Here is a 25,181-nt window from a genome sequence, read left to right as displayed (position 1 = left end):
ATGTATGAATAAAATTCAGATTGGTACTGCTCGCGCGTATCTGGCTCCTATGATGATAGCAATGATTTTTATGCTGAGTAGTGGGTATTCCTCGTTTCTGGAGGCGGCAGAAAGCTGTATTGTCGAGCGGAGTATGAATAAATCAATTGGTAAAAATAATAGAAATGAAACGTATACATTTCAAGATTTAGCTAAAATTACCGGTATAGTGGAAGTCGATGTAAATAAGAATAAATCGTGTTCAAGCCGGAAGTACGGATATTATGATAATAAACTTACTGTTTATAATAGTCTTCTTGATTTTGAGAAGTGCAAAGCTAAATTCACCGTTAATGGTGAGTTAAAAGATTGTGAATCAGAAGAGCCTGTAAATGATGATATCGCGCAAAAGCCATTGTTTCTCACGCAGGCTGCTGAACCCAATGTTATGTATATTCTCGATGACTCCGGTTCTATGCAATTTGAGTTGATGCCTGACAGTATTATATATAACAGTGCTCGGTATATATTTCCGCGAGCTGATGGAGTTTATAAGGGCGATGATTATTCTAACTATGTTCCCACTGTGGATAATAACTCTGGTTTTAATGCCCGTTCCCGATCACCGCAAATAAATTCTGTTTATTATAATCCTGGTACTACTTATTACCCTTGGATCAAGGCTGATGGAAGCTTATATCCTAATTCCGATCCTACCTGTGCATTGCACAACCCAGATAGAACGACAAATAGTTATGACGCTAAATACTGTCGCAATCTTAAAGTAAATAATGAAAATTATAATAGTGTTCGGTGGTATAGCTGTACTAGTGATGGAAGTTGTAGCTCGACAACAGGAAATAAAACTTTTTGGCCTGCTAAGTATTTTTGGTATAAAGGAACAGGGAGTGACTGGAGTTGGAATAATTTTAAAGAGGTCGAGATTCGTTCAGGTAAGGCGTACACAGGCGATGGCCGTGAAAATCGTGATGATTGTAATGAATCCGATGATGGCAGTGTTTCATGTACATACGATCAAGAAATACAAAACTTCGCGAATTGGTATACCTATTATCGGTCTCGTATTTTAACAGCCCGCGGTGGTAGCGGTTACGCATTTGCCGAGCAGGGGGCGGGAATACGAGTTGGTTTCGGCAGTATTAACCAAGGCGAAACGACAATTGATGGAGAAAAAACTGAGGTCATCGTGAGTGGTGTGCGCGCATTTGATGGCGCGGCAAGAACAGAATTTTACAAGTCTTTATATGAGCGTGAAATTCCCCAAGCGGGCACGCCCTTGCGTTTGGCAATTGATTACGCGGGTAAATACTTTTCACGTAAGGATAATAAGGGGCCTTGGGGGGCTGCTCCCGGAACGGATGATAATTCAGATCATTTACAATGTAGAAGAAACTATACTGTTTTGATGACCGATGGATACTGGTCTGGTGGCGCTACTAGTGGCGCTACGAATAATAACAATGATGGTACTGATGGACCCTCACATACAGGCCCTACAGGGGCAAGTTATACCTATAAAAAGGTCTCTCCTTTTACTGATGGTGAATCTGGTACATTGGCTGATGTTGCTATGTATTATTGGAAAAATGATCTTCGTACAGATTTGGCAAACGTCGTTGCGATCTCTAAAAAATCACCTGCATTTTGGCAGCATATGACGACATTCGGCGTTGGGTTGGGTGTATTTGGTGCCGTCGACCCGGATGCGGCCTTTAACGCTATTTCCTCAGGTGATGCTATTTCGTGGCCCAAACCAACTTCCAGTGAAGTGCATAAAATCGATGATTTATTGCATGCAGCAGTAAACTCAAGAGGTGGTTTCTTTAGTGCTTCTGAGCCGGACGTGTTTGCTAATAAATTAGGAGATATTCTCCAAACCATCGCGAATGAAAGTAAATCATCTGCGTCATCTGTTGCTGCAAACTCTACGCGCTTAGATTCTGGAACATTAATTTATCAGGCGAGTTTTAATAGTTTGGAGTGGTCTGGTCGAATTGTCGCTTATTCATTAAATGGTGATGGCAGCCTCAATGATGCGGTTTGGGATACAAACAAAGGTGGGATTCCCGCTGCTGATTCACGAAATATTATTACCGGTGTTGGGGATCAACAAACACTCGTGAATACAGCGGTTGATTTTACACTGGCTAAGTGGGGTGACTTGTCGGCTAGTCAGCAGAGTGATCTTCGCGCCGGGGAAGCAGTTAGTGAAGGAAAGGCTCGTTTGTCATGGATGCGGGGTGATAACACATATGAAGGAAGTAAATTTCGCGAAAGAACCACTATTTTAGGCGATATTATCAATTCGGATCCTTTTTTTGTTGGTTCGAATGAAAATTATGGTTATAGCAAGCTACCGGGGCTAGAGGGCTCGAGCTACGTTAGTTTTTTGACCGCTAAGGCATCGCGAATGCCGATGATTTACGTTGGTGCGAATGATGGTATGCTCCATGGATTTAGTGCGGAAACGGGCGTTGAAAAATTCGCATATATTCCAGTGGCGGCTTATCCCAAGATTGCAGATTTAACCGAAATTGAATATGAGCACTCGTATGTGGTTGATGGTTCACCGCGGGTGCTTGACGCATATTTGAATAATAGTTGGAAGTCGGTGTTGGTTAGTTCAACCGCTGCTGGTGGTAGATCAGTTTTTGCGATTGATGTTACTGATCCTTCAACGTTAGGCGCGTCAAGCTTTATGTGGGAGTTTTCAACGGCTAACGGAGCAGCAGATAAGTTGGGTGTGGCTATGAGCCAGCCGTCAATCGCTCGTGTTGCTGCTGGCAGTAAGTGGGTGACTATATTTGGTAATGGCTATAACTCTGGAGACACCGTTAAACTTTTTGTGGTTGATCTTGAAACCGGTGCCTTAATAAAAGCTATTAATACGGGGGTGAGTGGTACTGATAATGGCTTGGCGACTGCTGTTCCCGTCGATGTAGATAACGATCGTATTACTGATTTTGTATATGCGGGAGATTTAAAAGGCAATTTATGGAAGTTCGATTTGCGTGGTGAAAGTAAAGATGCGTGGAAAGTCGCTTATGAAACCGCGGGTGTGCCGACACCACTTTATACGGTTTTGGATCCCGATGGTGTTCCTCAGCCGATAACTTCACGCCCAACTGTGGGAACTCATCCAAAGGGTGGGTATATGGTGTACTTCGGCACGGGAAAATATTTTGAGAATAGTGATGCGGTACTGCCGGTTACTCCTCAAATACAAGATTTTTACGGTATTCGAGACAATGGCGCTAGCTTTAGCGGTCGGGACAAATTGCTTTCGCAAAGTATAGATTTTGAAGGTGAAATTACCACGAAAAATGGTTCGGCATCCACGAACCAGATTCGTATTGTTAGCAATAATAGCGCGGGAACACCGCCTACCTATGGTTGGCATCTGCCACTTTATCCGCCATCAAAAATTGCTGGAGGTGAGCGTGTAGTGTCGCAACCGATTTTGCGTAATGGCAGGATTATTTTTGCGACCATCATTCCTTCGGAAAGTGTGTGTGGTTTTGGGGGGAACAGTTGGTTGATGGAGCTAGATTCTGTTACTGGGGGGCGCATTGGTGCCCCCGTATTAGATATAAATGGGGACGGTAAAATTAATGAATTGGACGAGGGGGTGCTTGGTGAGGATTATTTTCCTGCAAGTGGAATCGGTAGTCCCGAGATGATTAAGACGCCTGGTATCGTTGGTGCGGGTAAGGTGGAATATAAGTACACGTCGGGAACCAGTGGTACTATTGGCATTGTCACGGAAAGTGCCGGTGGTGGATTTGGCCGTCAATCATGGAGACAGTTGCAGTGAGTTATTCTAAAAATGTACGCGGTTTTAGTTTAATGGAGTTGATGATTACTGTCGCGATAGTCGGTATTTTGGCCTCTATCGCTTACCCCTCTTATCAGGAGTCGGTGGCGAAGTCGCGACGGAACGAGGCGAGTAATGCACTGTTTACGGCTGCACAGGCTTTGGAGCGTTACTATTCAGCTAATGGACGTTATACCACTACTGCGGGTGGTTCTACCTTGCCGGCGGTGTTTCCAACTAAGGTGCCTGAAAACGGCACTGCCTATTATACGATTGCGTCTACCGCCGCATCGGCAAATGCTTTTACCCTACAGGCTACTCGAGCGGGAGTGATGGCAGGTGACGCCTGTGGTAATTTTACCTATGACGAAACGGGTAATTTGGCGATAACCTCATTGCCTGATGGCTCCTCAAAAACCTTGGCAGACTGCTGGCGTCGTTAATTATATTGATCAATAAATCGGCGGCTATATGCCGCCGTTTTTAATTGTCTAGTTCGTATTTTTTTAATTTATATCGGAACTGCCTAAATGTAACGCCTAACATTTTTGCTGATTCCGTTTTATTCCAGCGATTTGCTTCTAATGCATCTTTAATGATTTGTATTTCAATGCTTGCAAGATAGGTTTCCATATCTCCGATAGCGGCTTCGATATGTGAGATTTCTGAGGTTTCGTTTTTACCTGTATGAGTATTGTCTTTTGCGGAAGGCAGTGATAAATCCTGCGGTGTAATAATGTTTTTTTCGCATAGAGTTGCTGCGCGTTCAATGATGTTTTCTAGCTCGCGCACATTGCCAGGGAAGTAATAGCCGCAGAGTGACTCTAGTGCTTTGTCGCTTAATGCAGGCGGCGTCATATCCCATTCGCGGCCAATTTTGTCGAGCATGAATTTGGCGAGCAGGGGTATGTCTGATGCGCGGTCACGAAGACTTGGCACTTGTACTTCTATTACATTTATTCGATAAAACAGGTCGCTGCGGAAGTGTTCTGCGGCAACGGCTTTGGCTAAATCGCGGTGGGTGGCGCTAAGTATGCGAACGTCTACGGGAATTTCTTGATTAGAACCAATTCTGCGAACGGCCTTTTCTTGGATGGCGCGCAATAGTTTTACCTGCATATTTAATGGCAGATCGGCGACTTCATCCAAAAATAAGGTGCCGCCATTTGCGGCTTCAAATAAACCTTCCTTGTGATCGTAGGCGCCAGTGAAGCTGCCTTTGGCGTGGCCGAAAAATTCGCTTTCTACCAACTCGCTGGGAATGGCGCCGCAGTTAACGGGTACAAAGGGAGCGTCGCTGCGAGGGCCGTTGGCGTGTATTAATCTTGCTACCACTTCTTTGCCGCTGCCTGATTCGCCACTTATATAAACGGGGGCTTGGCTGCGGGACAGTTTGATGATTTGTTCGCGCAGGGTAACGATACTGGCGGTTTCGCCAAGCAGGCGCGTGTGGCTGCTGCCGTCAAACTGCGTATCGCGGCGGCCCAGTTTTAAGGCACTTTTTACAAGGTTGCGAAGCTGCTCGACGGAAACTGGTTTGTTGATAAAGTCGAAGGCGCCGGCTTTAAGGGCTTCTACGGCAATCTCAGTACTGCCATAAGCGGTTAATACCGCTACAGCGGTGCAGTGGGATGAGCTTTGGATATGACGAACAATTTCCAAACCGGAGCCATCGGGTAGCTTTATATCGGTTAAACACAGATTGATAGCCGGATTGGATTGCAGTGCTTGCAAGGCGTCCCGCACATTGCCGACGGCGATGGTGTTTAAACCCATGCGGCTAATGGTAATGTCTAGGAGTTCGCGAATATCAGGTTCGTCATCAATAATTAGAACGGTCTGTTGCATTTGTTTTGGCTCTTTAAGCATGGGCTCTTATTCTGCTAAGGTGCCGCGGTCTGGGTGTGAGAACTGCAAACGGAAGCAGCTTTCGCCGCGTTCAGTGCGACGGTAGTAAATATGTATTTGATTGGCTAGGCAAAGTTCTCTGCATAAATATAGGCCGAGACCATTTCCCTGTTCTTGGGTAGTAAAGAAAGGCTCAAATATTTTATCTTCATCCTCCTCCTTTATGCCCTCACCGTTATCAATAATGTCGAGGCTCACTGCAGCTGAACTTGGATTTTTACGGCAGCGAAAAGTCAGTGTCGCCCTACTGTGTTTTTCCGCGCCGTGGCGCGCGCCGTTGTCTGCAATATTAGAAATAATTTGCGTTAGCTGGCTGCGGTCGACATTGATGAAATCGTCTTGTAGCTCACCGTCTATGTTGATGTCCAAAGGGGTGTGGCCAGTCGGCTGCCAGTCGTCTAAAAATTGCCTTAGCCATGCGCTCAAACTAAAGCGGGCGGGCTCGGCGCTTCGGCCACGAGACAATTCCAGTATGTTTTTTATTATGTCGTTCATACGCAGCGCGTGATTTTGAATGATAGTAGTAAAGCGTTTGTCTACATCATTTAAATCGGGGCTTTCTGCGAGTAACTGTGCGGCGTGGCTAATCGCGCTAAGAGGGTTGCGAATTTCATGGGCGATACTGGCGGTAAAACGACCTAGTGATGCTAGCTTGAGGTTTTGAGCACGCTGATTAATTTTGCTGATGTTTTCTATATAAAGTAATCGATCGCTATCGTCGTTTTGCTCGAGAATACTCATATTGACGTGAACGTCGAGATGTCGAGGCCCAATTTTAATTACCTTGGCGCTATTCTCGGTTGTGCGGGCCATATCGATTAAGACCGGCGGCGCGTATTGCTGAGTATTGGGCGCGGGGGTGGGGATATCGAGTAACTCCGTGGCGGCGGCATTGATAAGTTTTATCTGTCCAGTCTGGCTCATGACCACAATGCCGGTTTGCATACGCTGGACAATACGCTGATTGATGCGGGATAACTGTTCTATATCGGTGCGACGGCGCTCTGCCAATTGCTGAGCTTTTACAATACGGCCACTTAAGTAGCGGATGGCAATGGCGGCGGAGAAATACGCGGTGCCGGTCATGCCGGCAACAATAAACCGTTGGGCCGATACCCGTTCAGTTAGGGTATGGGCGGCGACTTCGCTAATGGCAGATATCGTCGCCAGTGCCGCAATAGCCATGCTGAGCTGGCCGGGCATGGTTATGCTGGCAGCGCTGATGGTGACAATGAGTAACAGCGGCAGGCCGGAGTCGGCGCTGCCGGAGCAATAGCTCATCAGCATAATGACGCCGATGTCGATAAAAAACTCAAAGAACAACTGCGTTTGTGTGTAGCGGCTGCTAAGTAGGGTGTGAACAATCAGACTTAGTAGTGCAAAGCACACATAACCGAGCACGGCGATGGCAAACCATTTTGGTGCGGTAATGCCTAAGGTTGAATTAGCCGGCCCAAAAATCAGGGCGATAAGTATTACTCCCGCTAATGCAAAGCGATACGCACTGTAAACGCGCATGATGGCGCGTTGTTGGGGAAAATCCTGCGCAAACGACATAATGAGCCCTGAACTTGGTTAAAGCGTAGTTTATACGTCCATAGTGGGGGATGCACTCCCGCTTATTTGCTAGAATAATGCGCTGTATTCATGTGCTGGGCTCGGGACGACCGAGTGTGGCCTCGTTTTATATTGATGGAATTGCATTAATGACTTCCCTGCGTATCGTTATGGCTCAGATAAATCCCGTCGTCGGAGATATCGAGGGCAATACCAATAAGATCGTCGCCGCTATTGAAACAGCTGTGTCGCGTCATGACCCCCAGCTGATTTTGTTTCCCGAGTTGGTGGTGACTGGTTATCCACCAGAAGACTTATTATTGCGCGCGAGTCTTGCCCATCGGGTTGAGCGCGCTCTGCAGCGCATTGCCACCCATGCGCCTAAATGCTATGTGATTGTTGGTTATCCACGGGCGATTGATGGGGATTTATTTAACGCTGCTGGGGTGTTTTTTGGCGGCAAATTGGTGAACGAATATCACAAGCAGTGCTTGCCGAATTACCGCGTTTTTGATGAAAAGCGTTATTTCAAAGAAGGCCGAGATACCTTGGTGATGGATATCTTCGGCGTGCCGACGGCAATCAGCATTTGTGAGGACGTGTGGGAAGATGCCCCCACGGCCGGTGCCAAAGCCGAAGGCGCACAGCTAATGCTGAATCTTAGTGCCTCGCCATTTCATGCCGGTAAGCAAATAGAACGCGAAGCGTTATTGGCGCAGCGCGCATGGCAGGGCGGTATGCCAGTGGTGTATTGCAACTTAGTTGGTGGACAGGACGAGTTAGTATTTGATGGCGCGTCTATGGTGGTATCTGCTGAGGGTGAGTTAATTGCGCGCAGCCCCGCCTATGTTGAATATATAAATTGCGTCACGGCTCGCTGGGATGGTCGCCGCCTGCGGTTTGACGATGGTGAGGTCACTGATCTGCGTCCCGTGCTAGAAGATATTTATGAAACGCTGGTGCTCGGCGTGCGGGACTACGTAAATAAAAATGGCTTTAACGGTGTGGTTTTGGGTTTGTCTGGCGGTATTGATTCTGCTTTGACCTTGGCTATTGCCGTTGACGCTTTAGGCGCAGATCGCGTTGAAGCGGTAATGATGCCCTTCCGCTATACCGCGTCTATGAGCATGGAAGATGCCCAAGCTCAGGCCAAGGTGCAGGGCGTGAGTTACAAAGTTATGTCGATTGAAGCGATGTACGACAGTTTTATGGCGGCGCTTAGCGACGAATTCGCGGGTATGTCTGTGGACAAAACCGAAGAGAATTTGCAGGCTCGCTGCCGTGGCGTGCTATTGATGGCCATCTCAAACAAGAAAGGCTATTTGGTGCTGACTACCGGTAATAAAAGTGAAGTTGCCGTCGGTTACTCTACTTTATATGGTGATATGGCCGGTGGTTTCGACGTACTAAAAGACGTGTCTAAAATGCGGGTGTTTGAGCTAGCTAGATATCGCAATACAGTAACGCCGGTCATACCGCAGCGGGTCATTGATCGGCCGCCGTCGGCAGAGTTGGCGCCGGATCAAAAAGATCAAGACAGCTTGCCGCCCTACGATATTTTGGATCAGGTGTTGGAAAGGTATATTGAAGGCGACGAGAGCGCAGAGACTATTATTGCAGCCGGATTTGACCGCGACATGGTTTATCGAATTTTGCGTTTGGTAGATCTCAATGAATACAAGCGTCGCCAAGCGCCTATAGGAACGCGTATTACCGAGCGTGGTTTTGGGCGAGATCGCCGCTATCCGATTACGCAAAAGTGGGTAATCGGCGACTAGGTTAGCTTCTTGTCGCGCAGAACTGCGGCGACTTCATACAATTCTTTTGAATAAGCCCGCTCGGCGGGCTTTTTGCTTAATTTCCGATAAGCTGTGCAGCCGCGCTTTCTGGTTTGCATATCTCACTTTTTATTACTGACGTCCACAAACACTCGGGGCCACAATGGAATTACGGGCAAGCAATGTAAGTAAACTGCGTGATGGCTACTTTGACGTGCTTATTCTTGGTGGCGGTATAAACGGCGCGGTATCTGCTGCCTCCTTGGCGGCCAAAGGGGTGAAGGTTGCCCTGGTAGACAAGGGCGACTTCGCCGGCCTTACCAGCTCAAATTCCTCTAATTTAGCGTGGGGCGGCATCAAGTATTTAGAAAATCACGAATATTTACTGGTTGATAAACTGTGCCGTAGTCGCAATCACTTAATGCGCAGCTATCCGTCCACTGTGAAGGAAATTCGGTTTTTAACCACCATCCAAAAGGGCTTTCGACTTCCTGCATTCGTGGTGTATCTCGGCACTATCCTGTATTGGATTATCGGTCGCTTTGTTACCCGCGCGCCAAAGTACTTGAGTCCAGCGGGACTCAGTAAACGCGAAGAGGTGATCAACACTTCGCGAGCGGCGGGCGGCTTTGAATATTCTGACTGCTATTTGTATGACAATGATGCACGTTTTGTTTTTAACTTTATCCGCACCAGCTTGAACTACGGCTGTATTGCCGCGAATTATGTTGAATCCCTTGGTGCTCAGCGTAAAGGTGGACTTTGGCATTCCACTTTAAAAGATACGATTAGTGGCGACACGTTTACGGTGCGCAGCCGTGTCTTAATCAATGCCTGTGGCCCCTATGTTGATCAGCATAATAAGTTGACAGGCCAGCAGACCGAACATCGGCATTTGTTCTCAAAGGGGGTGCATTTAATCGTTGATCGTATCTGTGATACTCAGAGAATATTGACCTTCTTTGCCAGCGATGGGCGTTTGTTTTTTGTTATTCCTATGGGGCCAAAAACCTGTATTGGCACCACCGATACGCAGGAGTCCAGTCCAGAGGTTGAGCTCACCGCCGCGGACCGGCAGTTTGTATTAGATAACGTCAATGCCTTGCTAAAGTTGGAGCGACCATTGACGGCGGCGGATGTGATTGCGGAGCGCTGCGGGGTGAGACCATTGGCATTAAAAGGGCGCGATGGCGTTGCGGATTGGGTGAAACTGTCACGCAAGCACGCGATAGATATCAATAACAAAGACCAGCACCTGAGTATTTTTGGTGGCAAGCTTACCGATTGTTTAAATGTAGGCGACGAGGTCTCTGAGATAATCGCTAAACTTGGCATTGCCGTGCCATTTCCTGACAAGCGCTGGTATGGCGAGCCGGGTAATAGCGTTAAGGAAGAGTTTATGCACCAGGCTAAGTTGATGGGGCTGGATGACATGACCGACGCGTCTTCATCAGAACCGCTGACCCAACGCCTGTGGCGGCGCTATGGCCGCAGCGCCATAGAAATGCTGGAAATGATAAGAGAAGACCCCTCTTGCGCTGAATTGCTAATAGAAAACGCGGAGTACCTGCGCTGCGAAATAGAACACGCCGCACGCCGAGAAATGATTACCAAGCTAGAGGATTTTCTGCGCCGTCGATCGAAGATCTCGCTTGTTGTACGCCGCGACGAAATTATCAACGCACCGGGTTTGAAAGAAGCCTGTGAGATTTTATTTGGCGATGAAGCTGAGGCGAAGTTGCAGGAGTATGTTGAGGCGACGGCTGAGCGTCGGGCGTCGGATGTCTGACGGCATGGCAAAGTGGTGGCCGGACAAGCTGCTGTTCTAGTTTGGGTGTTGAGGGTTTCTTAGCTCACAAAAAAGCCCGAAACGATGATTGTACGTTTCGGGCTTCGTGTTTGCTCGCATCAGACGCCAGTCGCCCGACGTCTAGCTAGCCCCTAATCATCTTCCCGATTATCAAACTTCGGCGGTTCGTAGCGATCAAACAAACCCAAGGTCGCCTTGTTCACAAAGGAGCCTTCTTGCTCAATCCCAACCTGGCTAACAAAGTTGCCGTTTTTATCCAGCGATGGATGGTCGGGGTAGTTTTTGCGCAGTACGCTCAAAGATTGTTCTGCTAGGTCGTTCATGCCTAACAGCAGGTAGGCTTGCACCATGACCGCAAGGGCGTCTGGCGTGGCAGGGGTTTGCGGCAGGTTTTCGATAACGTAGCGACCACGGTTAGCGGCGGCCAAATAGGCTTTGCGCTTAAAGTAGTAGTTGGCCACATTGATTTCGTAGCGAGCTAGGCGGTTGCGCAATTGAATCATTCGCGCTTTGGCGTCGGGTGCGTATTCGCTGTTTGGAAAGCGCTGCAGCAGCTGCCTAAAATCGTCAAATGATTGAATGGTTGAGCCAGGGTCGCGCTGGGTCATATCCGTGGGAACGAAGCGCTCTAAGAAGCCTTCACCATCGGTATAGTTTGCCAAGCCACGCATATAATAGGCGTAATCAACTTTTTGGTGCTGGGGATGCAGACGAATAAAGCGATCCGCAGCCGCAACAGCAGCCTCATTGTCGCCACGACGGTAGTGGGCGTATATGATTTCTAGCTGGGCTTGTTCAGCGTAAGGCCCAAAGGGGTAGCGGCTTTCCAGTAGCTGTAAATTATCCACAGCCAATGCAAAGTTCTTGCTTTTCAGGTAGCCTTGCGCCGTTTCGTAGATTTCCCGTTCGGAGAGTTCCGAGCGCTCTGGTTTGCTGGCACAGCCAACGACCAGAACGGTAATAAACAGTAGTACAAAGACTTTAACGACAGCTTTCATGTAATTTTTCCAAATGGCGGAATATCCCCGACGACACCTTGCCATGGCGAGGGTCTGCTATTTAAACACAGCGCGAAGATGGTATAAAGAATCACATTATGACCGAAATTATAGAACGACAGGAAATTGTCCCAGACGCCCACAATGGCGAGCGTTTCGACCAAGTAGCGGCGCAGTTGTTCCCCGAATATTCCCGCTCTCGGCTGCAAACCTGGATCAAAAGTGGCGAGTTGACCGTTGACGGTAAGGTGAGGCGCACACGGGACAAGGTTTTAGATGGCGAAACCCTGTTGTTAAAGGCCGAGTTACAGGTTGAAGTTCGCTCGGTGGCGGAGCCCATCGATTTGGACATCGTGTATGAAGACGATGATGTCATCGTCATTAATAAGCCGGCGGGCCTTGTTGTGCACCCAGGCGCGGGTAATCCCGACGGCACATTGCTGAACGCCTTGTTAAACCATTTTCCAGAAATCGATAAAGTCCCCCGTGCAGGTATTGTTCACCGCCTTGATCGGGACACAACGGGCTTAATGATTGCCGCAAAAACCATAGAAGCGCATACCAGTCTAGTTGCCCAGCTGCAGGCGCGGGAAGTACACCGCGAGTATGATGCCGTTGTGTTTGGCACCATGACCGGCGGTGGCACCGTTGATGAGCCAATGGGGCGTCACCCGCGTCAGCGCACTAAGATGGCGGTGTCGCAGGTCGGTGGTAAAGAGGCGGTTACCCACTATCGGGTGACGCGCCGCTTCCTTAATCACACCCATATCCGCTGTTTCTTAGAGACCGGCCGAACCCACCAAATTCGGGTGCACATGGCCCATATAAAGTATCCCTTACTGGGCGATCCGCTTTACGCTGGGCGTCCGAGGCTGCCAAAAGGGGCAACGGATCTGCTAATTACCACTCTGCGGGGCTTTGGCCGCCAAGCCTTGCATGCCCGCAAATTGGAGCTGGAACACCCAATTTCTGGCGATACCATGTCTTGGGAAGTACCGCTGCCGGATGATATGAAAGCCCTACTGGCGGTGCTAGCAACGGAAGACGTGCGCTAAATGAGCTGTCAGCGTGCTAAGCCAAAACTCTTCTGCAAGGAAGGTGAGTAATGGCCGCTGATAAGATCATTTTTCCAGATTGGCCAGCACCTGCGAACGTCGTGGCTCTAGCGACGACACGAAATGGTCTAGCGGGCTTTGCCGGCGCAAGTGTCGAGCCGTATTCTCACTTTAACCTCGGTGATCATGTTGACGACCTCCCTGCTAGCGTTAGTAAGAATCGCGACGCGCTGCTATCTGCATGTGATGGCTTAAACGCTATAGCGTGGCTGCAGCAGGTTCACGGAACAGAGGTTCATCTTGTGTCTGCTGAGCGGGGCGAAGTCGCCGTCGCTGATGCCAGTATCAGCCATATACAAGGTCTCGCCAGCGTGGTGTTAACCGCCGATTGCCTGCCCGTATTGTTTTGCAAAATAGATGGCAGTGCTGTTGCCGCCGCTCATGCCGGCTGGCGCGGCTTGCTTGCCGGTGTGTTGGCTAACACGGTTAAGGCGTTTAATTGCCCGCCCCAAGAGTTGATGGCATGGTGTGGGCCAGCAATATCGCAGGCTCATTTTGAGGTTGGGCCAGAGGTGTATCGGGCATTTGTTGATGGTTTTGCAGGAGTGCCCAAGGAGCAAATTGACGCTGCATTTAGTCCATCTATTAATAAACAGGGGCATTTTTATGCGGATCTAAATGCCTTGGCGAAAGCTCAGCTTCATAACTTGGGGGTGGCTTGGATTGGTGGCGGTGACTTATGTACCTATGCTGATGCCGAGCGATTTTATTCCTTCCGTCGCGACGGTCAGACGGGGCGGCAAGTTAGCCTTATTTATCGCCGTTAAAAATTAGCCTTAAAGCTCGCATTTAATACAATAAAACTCCCTCTCGTCACGACTTTAGCCGTCGTGCAGCTGCCGGCGATTATGTACACATTTTTTAATAAGTATATTTCTCTAAATTTTCCCGCTTGAAATTGTCTTGCCTGTCCCCCATTTATAGGTCATGGAAGACGGAGTCTTACTTCGTCGATTTATGGTTTTGTTGGGGAGCCCGATATGCGTGCTGATCGTTTTACGAATTCATTGCAAACTGCACTTGCCGATGCGCAGTCGCTCGCGCTTGGTAAGGATCATCAATATATTGAAGCGGTACATTTATTGTCGGCACTGCTAAAGCAGCAGGGCGGCAGCACTCGGCCACTATTGGCTCAGTCAGGTGCGAATGTGCCAGCATTAGAGCAAAAAATTGCCGCTGAGTTAGATCGTTTGCCAACCGTGCAGGGAGCAAATGGTGAAGTTCATGTATCTCAAACCTTGGCTAGAGTGTTCAATGTTTGCGACAAGCTTTCGCAGCAGCGTCAAGACAGTTATATATCTAGCGAATTGATTTTATTGGCGATGTTGGAGGTCGGCGGTGAGACCGCGAATCTACTAACAGCGAGTGGCGTTGCGAAACCGGCATTAATTGCTGCGATTGATAAAATTCGCGGTGGTCAGTCGGTCAATGATGCCTCCGCAGAGGAGTCTCGGCAGGCGTTAGATAAATACACGATAGACCTTACTGAGCGCGCCGCGTCGGGCAAACTCGATCCGGTAATTGGTCGCGATGACGAAATCCGTCGAACTATTCAAGTATTGCAGCGCAGAACGAAAAATAATCCGGTTTTAATCGGTGAGCCTGGGGTAGGTAAAACAGCGATTGTTGAAGGTTTGGCGCAACGAATCGTTAACGGTGAAGTGCCTGAAGGCCTAAAGGGTAAACGAGTGCTTTCTTTAGACTTAGCCGCGCTATTGGCGGGGGCTAAGTTTCGCGGTGACTTCGAAGAGCGTTTAAAAGCAGTCCTCAATGAACTCGGCAAAGAAGAGGGCCGGGTAATATTATTTATCGACGAACTGCATACGATGGTAGGCGCAGGTAAGGCTGACGGCGCTATGGATGCGGGCAATATGCTAAAGCCGGCCTTGGCGCGTGGCGAACTGCATTGCGTAGGTGCAACCACTTTAAATGAATATCGTCAGTCTATTGAAAAAGACGCGGCACTTGAGCGGCGTTTCCAAAAAGTGTTGGTAGAAGAGCCTACTGAAGAAGATACTATTGCGATTCTACGCGGTTTAAAAGAGCGCTATGAGGTGCATCACAGCGTTGATATCACAGACTCGGCAATCATTGCCGCGACTAAGTTGTCGCAGCGCTATATTACCGATAGGCAGTTACCGGATAAGGCGATTGACTTAATCGACGAAGCGGCGAGCCGTATTCGTATGGAAATTGATTCAAAACCCGAGGTAATGGATAGGCTAGAGCGGCGTTTGATTCAATTAAAAATTCAGCGCGAAGCGGTAAAAAAAGAAGACGATGATGCCGCCCGCAAGCAATTAGAAAAATTAAATTTAGATATTGAAAAAGTTGGTAAAGAGTTTGCCGACTTAGATGAAATTTGGAAGGGTGAAAAAGCGGCCTTGCAGGGTTCTGCTCAAATTAAGATAGATCTTGAGAAGGCCAAGCTGGATATGGACGGTGCTCGTCGCGCGGGTGATCTGACGCGCATGTCAGAATTGCAGTACGGCATTATTCCGAATCTTGAGAAAAAACTTGCCGATGCCGACTCTGTCGATCATGGCGAAATGCAGTTATTGCGCAATAAAGTTACCGAAGAAGAAGTTGCCGAGGTAGTTTCGCGTTGGACCGGTATTCCCATTAGCAAAATGCTTGAGGGCGAACGAGATAAATTATTGCGTATGGAAGATGAGCTGCACCGTCGCGTAATTGGTCAAGTGGAAGCGGTCGATGCGGTTTCAAATGCGGTTCGGCGCTCTCGTGCCGGTTTGAGCGATCCTAACCGTCCCAATGGATCATTTTTGTTCTTGGGGCCAACCGGTGTTGGGAAAACTGAGTTGTGTAAGGCGTTGTCGATGTTTCTTTACGATAGTGAAGACGCGATGGTGCGCATTGATATGTCGGAGTTCATGGAGAAACATTCTGTTGCTCGCCTGATTGGTGCGCCTCCCGGCTATGTCGGTTACGAAGAGGGCGGCTACTTAACAGAAGCGGTGCGCAGACGCCCATACTCCTTGCTGCTCTTGGATGAAGTAGAAAAAGCACATCCCGATGTGTTTAATATTTTATTGCAGGTTTTAGACGATGGCCGTTTAACGGATGGCCAGGGTCGTACCGTTGATTTTAGAAATACGGTTATTGTGATGACCTCGAATCTAGGTTCCGATGTGATTCAGGAGATGACCTTGGCGAGCAGTGGCTACGACAAAATCAGAGAGGCGGTTTTGAATGTGGTTTCTGGACATTTCCGCCCGGAATTTATTAACCGCGTTGATGAGTTGGTGGTGTTTGAGCCTTTAGACCGTCATCAGGTGCAGGCTATTGCCGGTATTCAGTTGGGTATACTCAATCAGCGTTTAGCGGAGCGAGAGTTGCGCTTAGAGGTAAGTGATGAGGCACTAGATCGGCTGGCGGATGTTGGTTTTGATCCGGTATACGGTGCAAGGCCGCTAAAGCGGGCCATCCAGCAGCGCTTTGAAAACCCACTAGCGCAGCGCTTGCTCAAGGGGGAGTTTAGTCCTGGGCAAGTGATTGCTGCGACGGTCGACGGTGATGATATTGTGTTTAGTACGGCGCGCTTACAATAGCGTCATATAAGTTATCGGCAATGGCTTTTGTGTAGATAGTTTTATTTTAGTGATCTGAGTTGAGTGGGGCCGCGTACAAACTGCGGACAATCCATAATAACCGAGGTGCTATGATGAAATTATCTACACGGGGGCAGATCTTCGCGCTGTCATTACTCAGCGCTAGCGTCATCAGCCAGTTTGCAGTTGCATCTAGTCACCGGGAGGCACCGTTTATAGCCGGTTCGCCCAAGGTGGATGGCACAGATTTTTACATGTTCCGCAGCTATGAAGCAGGTCGAGGTGATTTTGTTACCTTGATTGCAAATTACCAGCCCTTGCAAGACGCCTACGGCGGGCCAAATTACTTTACCTTAGATCCCACCGCGCTTTACGAAATTCATGTCGACAATAATGGCGATGCAGTAGAAGACATCACCTTTCAGTTTCAATTTAACAATGCCTATGGCCAAGCCAATGCGTCCGGCTTAATCCGCGACGGCGGTATTGATACCGGTGCCGGCAGCGATGTTCAGGTGCCTTTGGCAGCGGTTGCGCCAGCCAGTGTTGTTGGTGGTCAAACCGGTTTGCTAAACGTAGTTGAAACCTACTCTGTGAATGTTGTGCGCGGCGACCGTCGCACCGGAACGCGTAGCGCGCTGAGTCAGGCTGGGGGCAGCAATACGACCTTCACCAAACCCGTTGATAATATTGGCGCGCTAACGATTCCCGATTATGAGTCTTACGCGAATCAGTATATCTATGAGGTTGCTGTTCCGGGTTGCGCTACACCGGGTCGCTTATTTGTGGGCCAGCGCCGCGAAGGCTTTGTGGTGAATTTGGGTGAAATATTCGACCAAGTAAACCTTAATCCCTTGGGCGCCCGTGATTCTCGCAGCAATACCATTGACGATAAAAACGTAACTTCGATGGCCTTGGAAATACCTTCAAGTTGCTTAACAAGCGGCGACGATACCGTAATTGGTGCATGGACGACGGCGAGTAAGCGTCAGGGTCGTGTGTTAAATCCCTCGCCCACTGGCCCTACCGATACCGCATCTGGCAAAGGTCCCTCGGTTGAGCTCGGCGCGTGGACACAGGTTTCCCGCTTGGGCAGCCCGCTGGTGAATGAGGTGGTTATTGGTATTACCGACAAAGACAAATTTAATGCCAGTGAGCCTAAAGATGATGTGGCAAATTTCGGTAGCTATGTGTTGTACCCGACTCTGCCAACATTGATTGAAGTCCTGTTTAATGTTCCTGCACCCAAGCCGGAGGGTGGCCGCGCGGATTTATTGGCAGCGTTTGTAACCGGTGTAACAACTGGGCCGAATGACACACCGGCAAACTTCAAGTTTACCGCTCCGGCAAACCTGACTACGCCGGGTGAAATGCTGCGCATGAATGTGGCCATTGCGCCGGTTGTGCCTGGTGCTGCTGGTTACAGTGACCTTGGCTTTTTAGGCTGTGACTTGGCGGGTTTCCCAAATGGACGTCGCGTGACGGACGATGTGGTTGATATCGCCCTAACCGTCGCGGAAGGTGCGCTATTGGGTGCCAATGGGTTACAAACCTGCGATCTAAGTGGTGCTTCACCTGCAGTTGCCAATGCTGGCGCAGTGGTGAATGACGGCGCTTTACCGTCAACGGCAGATTACTTAACGGTGTTTCCATACCTGAACACCCCAATCCCTGGCGTAGCAACCGCGAATAGATAAGGAGGCGTTTATGAACACCATCATTAAATGCAGCCTGTTTATTGGCTTGGGTCTTGGTTTAGCGGCGTGTAATGACGACGATAAGTACGACGGGAAAGCGGCAGGTGGCGGTGATATGGCAATTAGTGCTAATCAGCTACTTACTTCGGTATTTATGCAAGATGCAAATGCCGAACCGATATCGGTGAATGACAAAACGATTACCGACAGCTCTGATCCGATTGATGTCGACAGTCTGTAACTTGAGTAGTCCGAAACGAGAAGTAGCGCGGCGGTGCGTTTATCGCCGCGCTATTTTTTTTGCGATTATGATTTATATCGCCTTGGCAGGGCGCTTGTGGGCGGACGCTGGCAACGTAGATGGGCCAAGCATTTATCAACCAAGCACAAACGATGAGATCATTTTTCGTATCAGTTCATCAGCAATTGTTTCTTCCGGCGCAACCGTAATAACGCCAGAACAACACCTTAAAGCCGCAAAGCAGGCTTTAGTTTTATTCAGAGAAACCGCCAATCCCCGCTTTTTAGGTGACGCCGAGCGTGAGCTTGCTGCAATCCCCAATCACAAGCAGAGTGCGCCATTTTATTTTTATCGGGCGTCGCTGCGGCAAAGTCTGCACTTATTTGATGAAGCCTTGGCTGACCTAAATAAGATATCAGCGATGAAAGCAGATAATCTCGAATCACGCATGATGCGATTTACTATCAGCTTTGTTAGCGGCAATTATCAGGCGGCTGAGCAGGCCTGCTCGTCGCTAAAACAATATGAAAATAGTCTTTATGCGGCCAGTTGTGTGCAGCAATTGCAGGCAGTAAGCGGTGACGCGGATGCAGCCTATCAGGCGCTAAAGCAGGCAATGGCAGCCGTAGGCGTGTTAGCTGATCGGCAGGCGTTGATCTGGGCGAGCGGAACTCTTGCCGACATAGCCGAGCGCGCTGGCCGCGACGACGCGCTTGCGCTATGGCAGTTGGCGCTGCAGCTTAATCGCGGTGATTTATACACCCGTGCGCGTCTTGCCAGTCTGCTGTTGAATCAAGGGGATTATCAGCAAGTCATGTCTCTAACTGAAGATTACCTTGCGGTCGATGCGCTTGCGGTGAGTCGCGCAATTGCCCAGCAGTATTTGGGTGGGAATGAGGCGCTTGTAAGGATATTGCGAGAGCGCTTCGATGAGGCGCGGTGGCGTGGCGAGATTTTACACAAACGAGCCTACGCGCAATTTTTATTAGAGATAGAGCAGCAGCCACAGCTCGCCTTGTTAATGGCAGAAAAAAATTGGGAGCATCAGCGTGAATGGCCAGATGCGGTGATTTTGTCGCATGCGAAAGACGCGGCTAATGCTGTGCAGGTGCGCTAATGATGCGCTTAATATTGATTCCAGTGTTGGTCTTGATCGGGGCTGTCTTTTCTAATCTAAGTTTTGCCCATAAGGCCAGCGACAGCTTTTTGTATATTAGCTCAGAGCAAATCCGCTTAGACCTTGCAGTGCAGGATATGCTGCGCATTGACCTTATAGATGTGAATGGGGACGGCGTTGTGAGCTGGGGAGAGTTGCGCGCGACTGAGCCCGTTTTTTCAGCCCTATTGGCAAAACATATTGTGCTTAGCCACGGAGGCGAACGCTGTGGCTTGGATATTGTATTGCGGGGTATGAGTGATCATAGTGACGGTCCATATACGTCGTGGTCGCTGACCTCTGACTGCCTATCTCGTGCAGCGGTGAATCTCGATTACTCTTTGTTATTTAATATCGACCCACAACACCGAGCGCTATTGCTAAGTAATTTGAGTGGCGAAAAGCAGCTTAGTGTATTGTCGCCGTCAAATCAGTCGCTGGTCTTGGGTGAGGACATTTCGCCATTAAGCACGGCTGGCGTATTTTTATGGCAGGGTGTCGTGCATTTGCTGGTCGGTTACGACCATATGCTATTTTTATTAGCGTTGTTGTTGCCGGCGACTCGGCGGAAAAACCTAGGCACTCAAGCAGAGTCTTTGCGACGGGTTTTTACCGATGTTGCTCTGGTTGTCACCATGTTCACCTTGGCACACAGCTTTACCCTGATAGCGGCGAGTTTAGGCTGGTTTAGTCTACCGTCGCAACCGGTAGAAATTGCCATCGCGATCTCGATTAGCTTAGCCGCGTTTATGGCCTTAATGGATGTGAATGCTCGTCTTCAGCGTGGTTTGGCGATGGGGGTGGGCTTAATTCACGGATTTGGCTTTGCCGGTGTACTGTCGGACCTGCTGGCGGCCAGCCCCTTAAAACTCTTGGCGCTGGCTAGCTTTAATGTCGGTATAGAGCTGGCACAGTTAGCCTTGGTGATTATTGTGTTGCCGGTCTTATATCGCTTTAGCTTTTTACCGCTGTATCAGCGTCGGGTGTTTCCGCTGGCGAGCATCTTATTGATTGCCAGCGGACTGTATATGGCGGCGCAGCGCATTTAAGGCAAGGCTTATTCGCAGTGCAGCTTAATGACTTGTTGGGCGCGGTTTTCTTGTTGTTTAATTTCCTCAGGGTTTAGCATCCGGGTGCTGCCGTCGGCATTGGTGATGCGTATTCTTGCGCCATTGGCCTTCAGTGACTGCATATTTCCCTTGGCCTTTTCGCATAAGACAGGGTCTTTGGGGGGGAGAATTTCCATCTTTTCTGGCGCTGCGCCGTTGTCGTCTACTTCTTGTTCGTTATTGCTCTCGTCTGCTAAATCAATGCCATCGCTATGGGTGGTGGCGCCGCTGCGGGTTTCGACAAAATCGTATTTACGACCAACCGGCGGCTGTTGGGTGAAATGTTGTTTGCCCTCATTGTCTGCCCAGCGGTAGTAACCGGTTTTGTCTGCGTTAACGCCTGCGCTGCATATTAAGAGGCCTGCGCAAAGTGCAATTGTTAGGGCGGAATTCTTCATAATTAATATTGGCCGTTACCATGTGTTGTCTTGATTATGGCAGATTATTCGCAGAGTGGAAAAACGGTCGCAACTTGGCTTGTTAAAAAGCCCACTGTGGACAATTCCCCTGAATTAAGTCTTTGTTTGGTATTGACATAGGAGGCCATAGGTTAAAAAATACGCAGTCTATCTTTACGATAGCAAATGGCTGTTTTCCGCGCCGCTTACCTGCGGCCAAAGTACAGAGTATGACTCATCGTGTCGTACTGCTACCTACGAGTAGTTCCATTCACTCTGCAGACACATGACCTGTGTTGCGAGATTGCCCGCACCGCGTTATCCCGCGATGCATATAAACGCTGCCCTGCAGCATTTTGGCGTTTCGCCCGGAATTCAGCCGTGTCGGCTGAGAACCGGTGGTAATGTGTTTCGACATCTTTTGCTCTTGTTTCATATCTTTTGCTGAGGGTTTGCCTCGGCGATGCTATTAACAAGATTTTTGCGTATTCAAACTGAATCGAGGATATTTCAGTGGAGTTGTTATCTGGCGGCGAAATGATCGCGCGTGCCATGGAAGACGAAGGTGTTGAATTCATCTTTGGCTACCCCGGTGGTGCAGTACTGCATATTTACGATGCTTTGTTTAAAAGCTGTAAAGTCCCTCATATTTTAGTGCGTCACGAACAGGCAGCGACCCATGCTGCAGACGGCTACGCACGTGCGACGGGTAAACCTGGGGTGGTCTTGGTCACGTCTGGCCCTGGCGCAACCAACGCAATTACTGGTATCGCAACCGCGTATATGGATTCGATTCCAATGGTGGTGTTATCGGGTCAGGTAATGAGTCATCTGATTGGTGAAGATGCGTTCCAAGAAACTGATATGTTGGGCATTTCTCGTCCCATCGTTAAACACAGTTTCCAAGTGTCTCGTACTGAAGACATTCCAGAGATTATTAAAAAGGCATTTTACATTGCTTCTAGCGGTCGCCCCGGTCCGGTTGTGATTGATTTACCAAAAGATCTGACCAACCCCCACGACAAATACGAGTACAACTACCCTAAAAAGGTGAAGCTGCGCTCTTACACACCAGCGGCCCGTGGCCATTCTGGGCAGATTAAAAAGGCAGCGAGCTTGCTGCTGGGCGCTAAACGTCCGGTTATTTATGCCGGTGGTGGTGTCGTTCAGGGCAATGCCTCTGAGCAATTGCGGGTCTTGGCGCGGGAGCTCAATTTTCCGGTAACGCACACCCTAATGGGCTTGGGGGCGTTTCCTGCTAGCGATCGTCAATTCCTCGGCATGTTGGGTATGCACGGTTTTTACGAAGCCAATAATGCCATGCATCACAGCGATGTGATTTTGGCGGTGGGTGCGCGTTTTGATGACCGCGTTACCAATACCTGCAGCAAATTCTGCCCTGGCGCAAAAATTGTTCATATCGATATCGACCCCGCAGCCATTTCTAAAACCATTGCCGCTGACGTGCCAATAGTTGGGCCAGTAGATTCGGTTCTCACCGATTTGTTAGCTGTGATTCGTGAAATGCGTGAGGCAGACAGCAGCTTGCCAGATGCTTCATCGCTGAAACATTGGTGGAGTCAAATCGACGAGTGGCGCGATGCACATGGCCTGTGGCTTAAGCCGCGCTATGACTTATCGACGCCCTACATCAAGCCTCAGCAGGTTATTGAAACCCTGTGTAAAGTTACCCATGGCAAGGCTTACGTGAGCTCGGATGTTGGCCAGCACCAAATGTTTGCTGCGCAGTACTACAAGTTTGATGAGCCGCGTCGCTGGTTAAACTCCGGTGGTCTCGGCACGATGGGCTTTGGCTTGCCCGCTGCGATGGGCGCCAAGCTGGCATTTCCAGATGCGGACGTCGCCTGTATTACCGGTGAGGGCAGTATTCAAATGAATATTCAGGAGTTGTCTACCTGCGCTCAATATAATATTCCGGTGAAAATCATCAGCTTGTATAACGGTTACCTCGGCATGGTTAAGCAGTGGCAAGACATGCAGTACGAAGGTCGTTATTCAGAAAGTGTTTACGAAAATTCACTGCCAGACTTTGTCAAACTAACAGAGGCCTATGGCCATGTTGGTATTAAGGTGACCCAGTTAAGTGATTTGGAAGAGGCAATGAAAGAGGCCTTTGCCCGTAAAAATGATTTGGTATTTATGGATATTCACGTCGATCCGCACGAGCATGTTTACCCAATGCATGTAGCGCCTAATGGATCGATGCGCGATATGTGGTTGAGCAAGACGGAGCGTACATGATGCGACATATTATATCGGTATTAATGGAAAATGAGCCGGGTGCTTTGTCGCGGGTTGTGGGCCTGTTCTCCCAGCGCGGATATAACATCGAAACGCTCAATGTTGCGCCTACGGAAGATCCCACCCTGTCGCGCTTAACACTGACGACGATTGGTGACGATCACAAAATCGAACAAATCACCAAGCATCTTAATCGATTAATCGACGTGGTGAAGTTGGTTGATCTGTCGGAAGGTTCGCATATTGAGCGCGAATTGATGTTGGTAAAAGTGCGTGCCACAGGCGCGCAGCGTGCAGAGATCAAGCGCTGCACCGATATTTTCCGCGGTCAAATTGTCGATGTTGGCCCCAGCGTGTATACCATTCAGGTTACCGGCGCGGCAGACAAACTTGACTCCTTCCTTGAGGCTGTGGGTGAGGCGGCGATTATGGAAGTGGTGCGCAGCGGTGTATCTGGTATTGCTCGCGGTGAAAAAGTACTGAGTCTCTAAGCCAGACTCCAGTAATAAACGAGGCGCCTTCGGGCGCCTTTTTTTTACCTTTTGCAGTTTGATTTGAAACTTAGGTGATCTTAATGTGGGAGCTTTAGGGGCGGCGACGATATATTGCGTCGCAGTTGTCCTCGTATGAGGTGTGAATCTGATAGGCTGCTATTGTCTCAATTCATTTATTTTGTAGATAAACGCGTGTGCAGGATTTGTTATGGCTTCATTTTTCTCGAAGAGTATTTTTCTTAATGTAAGTAGGGCGAGTATTGCCCTGCTTGTGGTTTTTGCTATATCGCTTTCTGCTTTTGCTGCAGATGGAAAACCCACTCCGAAGCAGGGTTATGATGCCGAGCTAAGTGGCTTAGATTATGATTTTGACGTGAATTTCTTTCCGATTCAGTCACAGCGGCAGTCTTTGAAAATGGCGTATATCCATTTAAAAGGTGAGGCTGATAAACCTGTTGTAGTATTGCTACACGGCAAAAACTTTAATGCGGATTATTGGGCTGACACCGCGCGGTTTTTGCAAGGCTTAGGTTATAGCGTAGTGATGCCAGAGCAAATTGGCTTTGGAAAGTCCTCTAAGCCGGCCAACTACCAGTACTCATTTGCGGCTATGGCGCAGCAGACCCAGTCATTGCTGGCATTTCTGAAAATTGAAAAGGCGATTATTGTCGGCCATTCGATGGGTGGGATGTTGGCTAGTCGATTTGCATTGATGTATCCGCAAGTAACTCAGCAATTGATTCTGCTCAATCCAATTGGTTTGGAAAATTATTTGCAGTATGTGGAATACAAAGACACAAACTTCTTTTATAAAGCTGAACTCGCTAAAACTGCAGAAGGTATTAAAGCGTACCAGCAGAAAAATTATTACGATGGTAAGTGGAGTGAGCGATATGAGGCGCTGACCGATTTCATGGTGGGGCAGCTTCATGGTCCAGACAAGGATTTAATCGCCTGGGTCAATGCCAAAACCTACGATATGATTTTTACCCAGCCCGTGGTAACAGAATTCAAGAATTTGTCCGTTCCTGTTAGCTTGATTATCGGTACTCGCGATAGAACTGGGCCTGGACGAAATTGGATGCGTGCTGATGTTGACTATGAGCTGGGCCGTTATGATCGCCTAGGTAAGCAAGCCGCCAAGACAATACCGAATGCTAAGTTATTCGAACTTCCGGGCTTGGGGCATTTGCCCCAGATTGAAGATTTTGCGAGGTTTAAAAAAGTGCTTACAAAAGCGCTGGATGCAGGGCGCTAGCATTGATGGCGCCATCT

18 protein-coding genes are annotated in these 25,181 nt (G+C 48.9%); 14 read left to right on the top strand and 4 right to left on the bottom strand.

The window, feature by feature from the left end:
- Positions 1-4: 4 nt before the first annotated feature.
- Together C0068_RS04450 and C0068_RS04445 are read left to right on the top strand one after the other, a co-directional pair.
- Positions 5-3,814, top strand: coding sequence for a pilus assembly protein (locus C0068_RS04450; protein ID WP_199176111.1), 3,810 nt, complete (start codon positions 5-7; stop codon positions 3,812-3,814).
- The gene (locus tag C0068_RS04445) at positions 3,811-4,257 is read left to right on the top strand and encodes a type IV pilin protein (protein WP_269844877.1); all 447 of its coding nucleotides are present in this window, start codon (positions 3,811-3,813) and stop codon (positions 4,255-4,257) included. The genes C0068_RS04450 and C0068_RS04445 overlap by 4 nt, the downstream gene beginning before the upstream one ends.
- A 40-nt stretch (positions 4,258-4,297) precedes the next feature.
- Here C0068_RS04445 and C0068_RS04440 read toward each other — a convergent pair whose 3' ends face one another.
- Together C0068_RS04440 and C0068_RS04435 are read right to left on the bottom strand one after the other, a co-directional pair.
- Entirely contained in the window at positions 4,298-5,662 is a 1,365-nt protein-coding gene (locus tag C0068_RS04440; protein WP_103683382.1) for a sigma-54-dependent transcriptional regulator, read from the bottom strand.
- Positions 5,663-5,689: 27 nt separating this feature from the next.
- The gene (locus C0068_RS04435; RefSeq protein ID WP_103683285.1) at positions 5,690-7,279 is read right to left on the bottom strand and encodes a sensor histidine kinase; all 1,590 of its coding nucleotides are present in this window, start codon (positions 7,277-7,279) and stop codon (positions 5,690-5,692) included.
- Between the two features lie 149 nt (positions 7,280-7,428).
- Between C0068_RS04435 and C0068_RS04430 the strand changes: the two genes are divergently transcribed.
- Complete coding sequence (locus C0068_RS04430; RefSeq protein ID WP_103683284.1) at positions 7,429-9,057, top strand: NAD+ synthase; 1,629 nt, start codon at positions 7,429-7,431, stop codon at positions 9,055-9,057.
- A 163-nt stretch (positions 9,058-9,220) separates the two neighbouring features.
- Positions 9,221-10,846: a glycerol-3-phosphate dehydrogenase/oxidase gene (locus tag C0068_RS04425; protein ID WP_103683283.1), complete on the top strand. Its 1,626-nt coding sequence runs from the start codon at positions 9,221-9,223 to the stop codon at positions 10,844-10,846.
- 152 nt (positions 10,847-10,998) lie between these two features.
- On the opposite strand, the gene C0068_RS04420 is transcribed toward C0068_RS04425, so the two are convergent.
- Positions 10,999-11,865, bottom strand: a complete 867-nt coding sequence (locus tag C0068_RS04420; protein ID WP_103683282.1) for an outer membrane protein assembly factor BamD — start codon at positions 11,863-11,865, stop codon at positions 10,999-11,001.
- 98 nt (positions 11,866-11,963) lie between these two features.
- Here C0068_RS04420 and rluD point away from each other — a divergent pair, with 98 nt between their 5' ends.
- From rluD to C0068_RS04385, 7 genes are all read left to right on the top strand, one after another.
- The gene (gene rluD, locus C0068_RS04415) at positions 11,964-12,920 is read left to right on the top strand and encodes a 23S rRNA pseudouridine(1911/1915/1917) synthase RluD (protein WP_103683281.1); all 957 of its coding nucleotides are present in this window, start codon (positions 11,964-11,966) and stop codon (positions 12,918-12,920) included.
- A 50-nt stretch (positions 12,921-12,970) separates the two neighbouring features.
- The gene (gene pgeF / locus C0068_RS04410) at positions 12,971-13,747 is read left to right on the top strand and encodes a peptidoglycan editing factor PgeF (protein ID WP_103683280.1); all 777 of its coding nucleotides are present in this window, start codon (positions 12,971-12,973) and stop codon (positions 13,745-13,747) included.
- A 213-nt stretch (positions 13,748-13,960) separates the two neighbouring features.
- Positions 13,961-16,549, top strand: a complete 2,589-nt coding sequence (gene clpB / locus C0068_RS04405; protein WP_103683279.1) for an ATP-dependent chaperone ClpB — start codon at positions 13,961-13,963, stop codon at positions 16,547-16,549.
- 110 nt (positions 16,550-16,659) lie between these two features.
- Complete coding sequence (locus C0068_RS04400; protein ID WP_103683278.1) at positions 16,660-18,246, top strand: DUF4331 domain-containing protein; 1,587 nt, start codon at positions 16,660-16,662, stop codon at positions 18,244-18,246.
- 10 nt (positions 18,247-18,256) lie between these two features.
- Positions 18,257-18,487, top strand: a complete 231-nt coding sequence (locus C0068_RS04395; protein WP_103683277.1) for a hypothetical protein — start codon at positions 18,257-18,259, stop codon at positions 18,485-18,487.
- Between the two features lies 1 nt (position 18,488).
- Positions 18,489-19,604 (top strand): hypothetical protein, encoded by a 1,116-nt coding sequence (locus tag C0068_RS04390; RefSeq protein ID WP_146047837.1) that lies wholly within the window; start codon positions 18,489-18,491, stop codon positions 19,602-19,604.
- Positions 19,604-20,692: a HupE/UreJ family protein gene (locus tag C0068_RS04385; protein ID WP_103683275.1), complete on the top strand. Its 1,089-nt coding sequence runs from the start codon at positions 19,604-19,606 to the stop codon at positions 20,690-20,692. The genes C0068_RS04390 and C0068_RS04385 overlap by 1 nt, the downstream gene beginning before the upstream one ends.
- Positions 20,693-20,700: 8 nt before the next feature.
- Here the strand turns inward: C0068_RS04385 and C0068_RS04380 are convergent, their stop codons facing one another.
- Entirely contained in the window at positions 20,701-21,150 is a 450-nt protein-coding gene (locus C0068_RS04380; RefSeq protein ID WP_103683274.1) for a DUF4124 domain-containing protein, read from the bottom strand.
- Positions 21,151-21,663: 513 nt separating this feature from the next.
- Between C0068_RS04380 and C0068_RS04375 the strand changes: the two genes are divergently transcribed.
- The 3 genes from C0068_RS04375 to C0068_RS04365 all read left to right on the top strand — a co-directional run bounded on the left by C0068_RS04375 (position 21,664) and on the right by C0068_RS04365 (position 25,164).
- The gene (locus tag C0068_RS04375) at positions 21,664-23,412 is read left to right on the top strand and encodes an acetolactate synthase 3 large subunit (RefSeq protein WP_103683273.1); all 1,749 of its coding nucleotides are present in this window, start codon (positions 21,664-21,666) and stop codon (positions 23,410-23,412) included.
- Positions 23,412-23,903, top strand: a complete 492-nt coding sequence (ilvN, locus tag C0068_RS04370; protein WP_103683381.1) for an acetolactate synthase small subunit — start codon at positions 23,412-23,414, stop codon at positions 23,901-23,903. The genes C0068_RS04375 and ilvN overlap by 1 nt, the downstream gene beginning before the upstream one ends.
- Before the next feature lie 211 nt (positions 23,904-24,114).
- Positions 24,115-25,164: an alpha/beta fold hydrolase gene (locus C0068_RS04365; RefSeq protein WP_103683272.1), complete on the top strand. Its 1,050-nt coding sequence runs from the start codon at positions 24,115-24,117 to the stop codon at positions 25,162-25,164.
- The last annotated feature ends 17 nt before the right edge of the window (positions 25,165-25,181 follow it).

The organism is Zhongshania marina (assembly GCF_002915595.1).
In the GTDB taxonomy this organism is placed as follows: domain Bacteria; phylum Pseudomonadota; class Gammaproteobacteria; order Pseudomonadales; family Spongiibacteraceae; genus Spongiibacter; species Spongiibacter marinus_B.
This window is presented reverse-complemented; position numbering and strand designations above follow the sequence as displayed.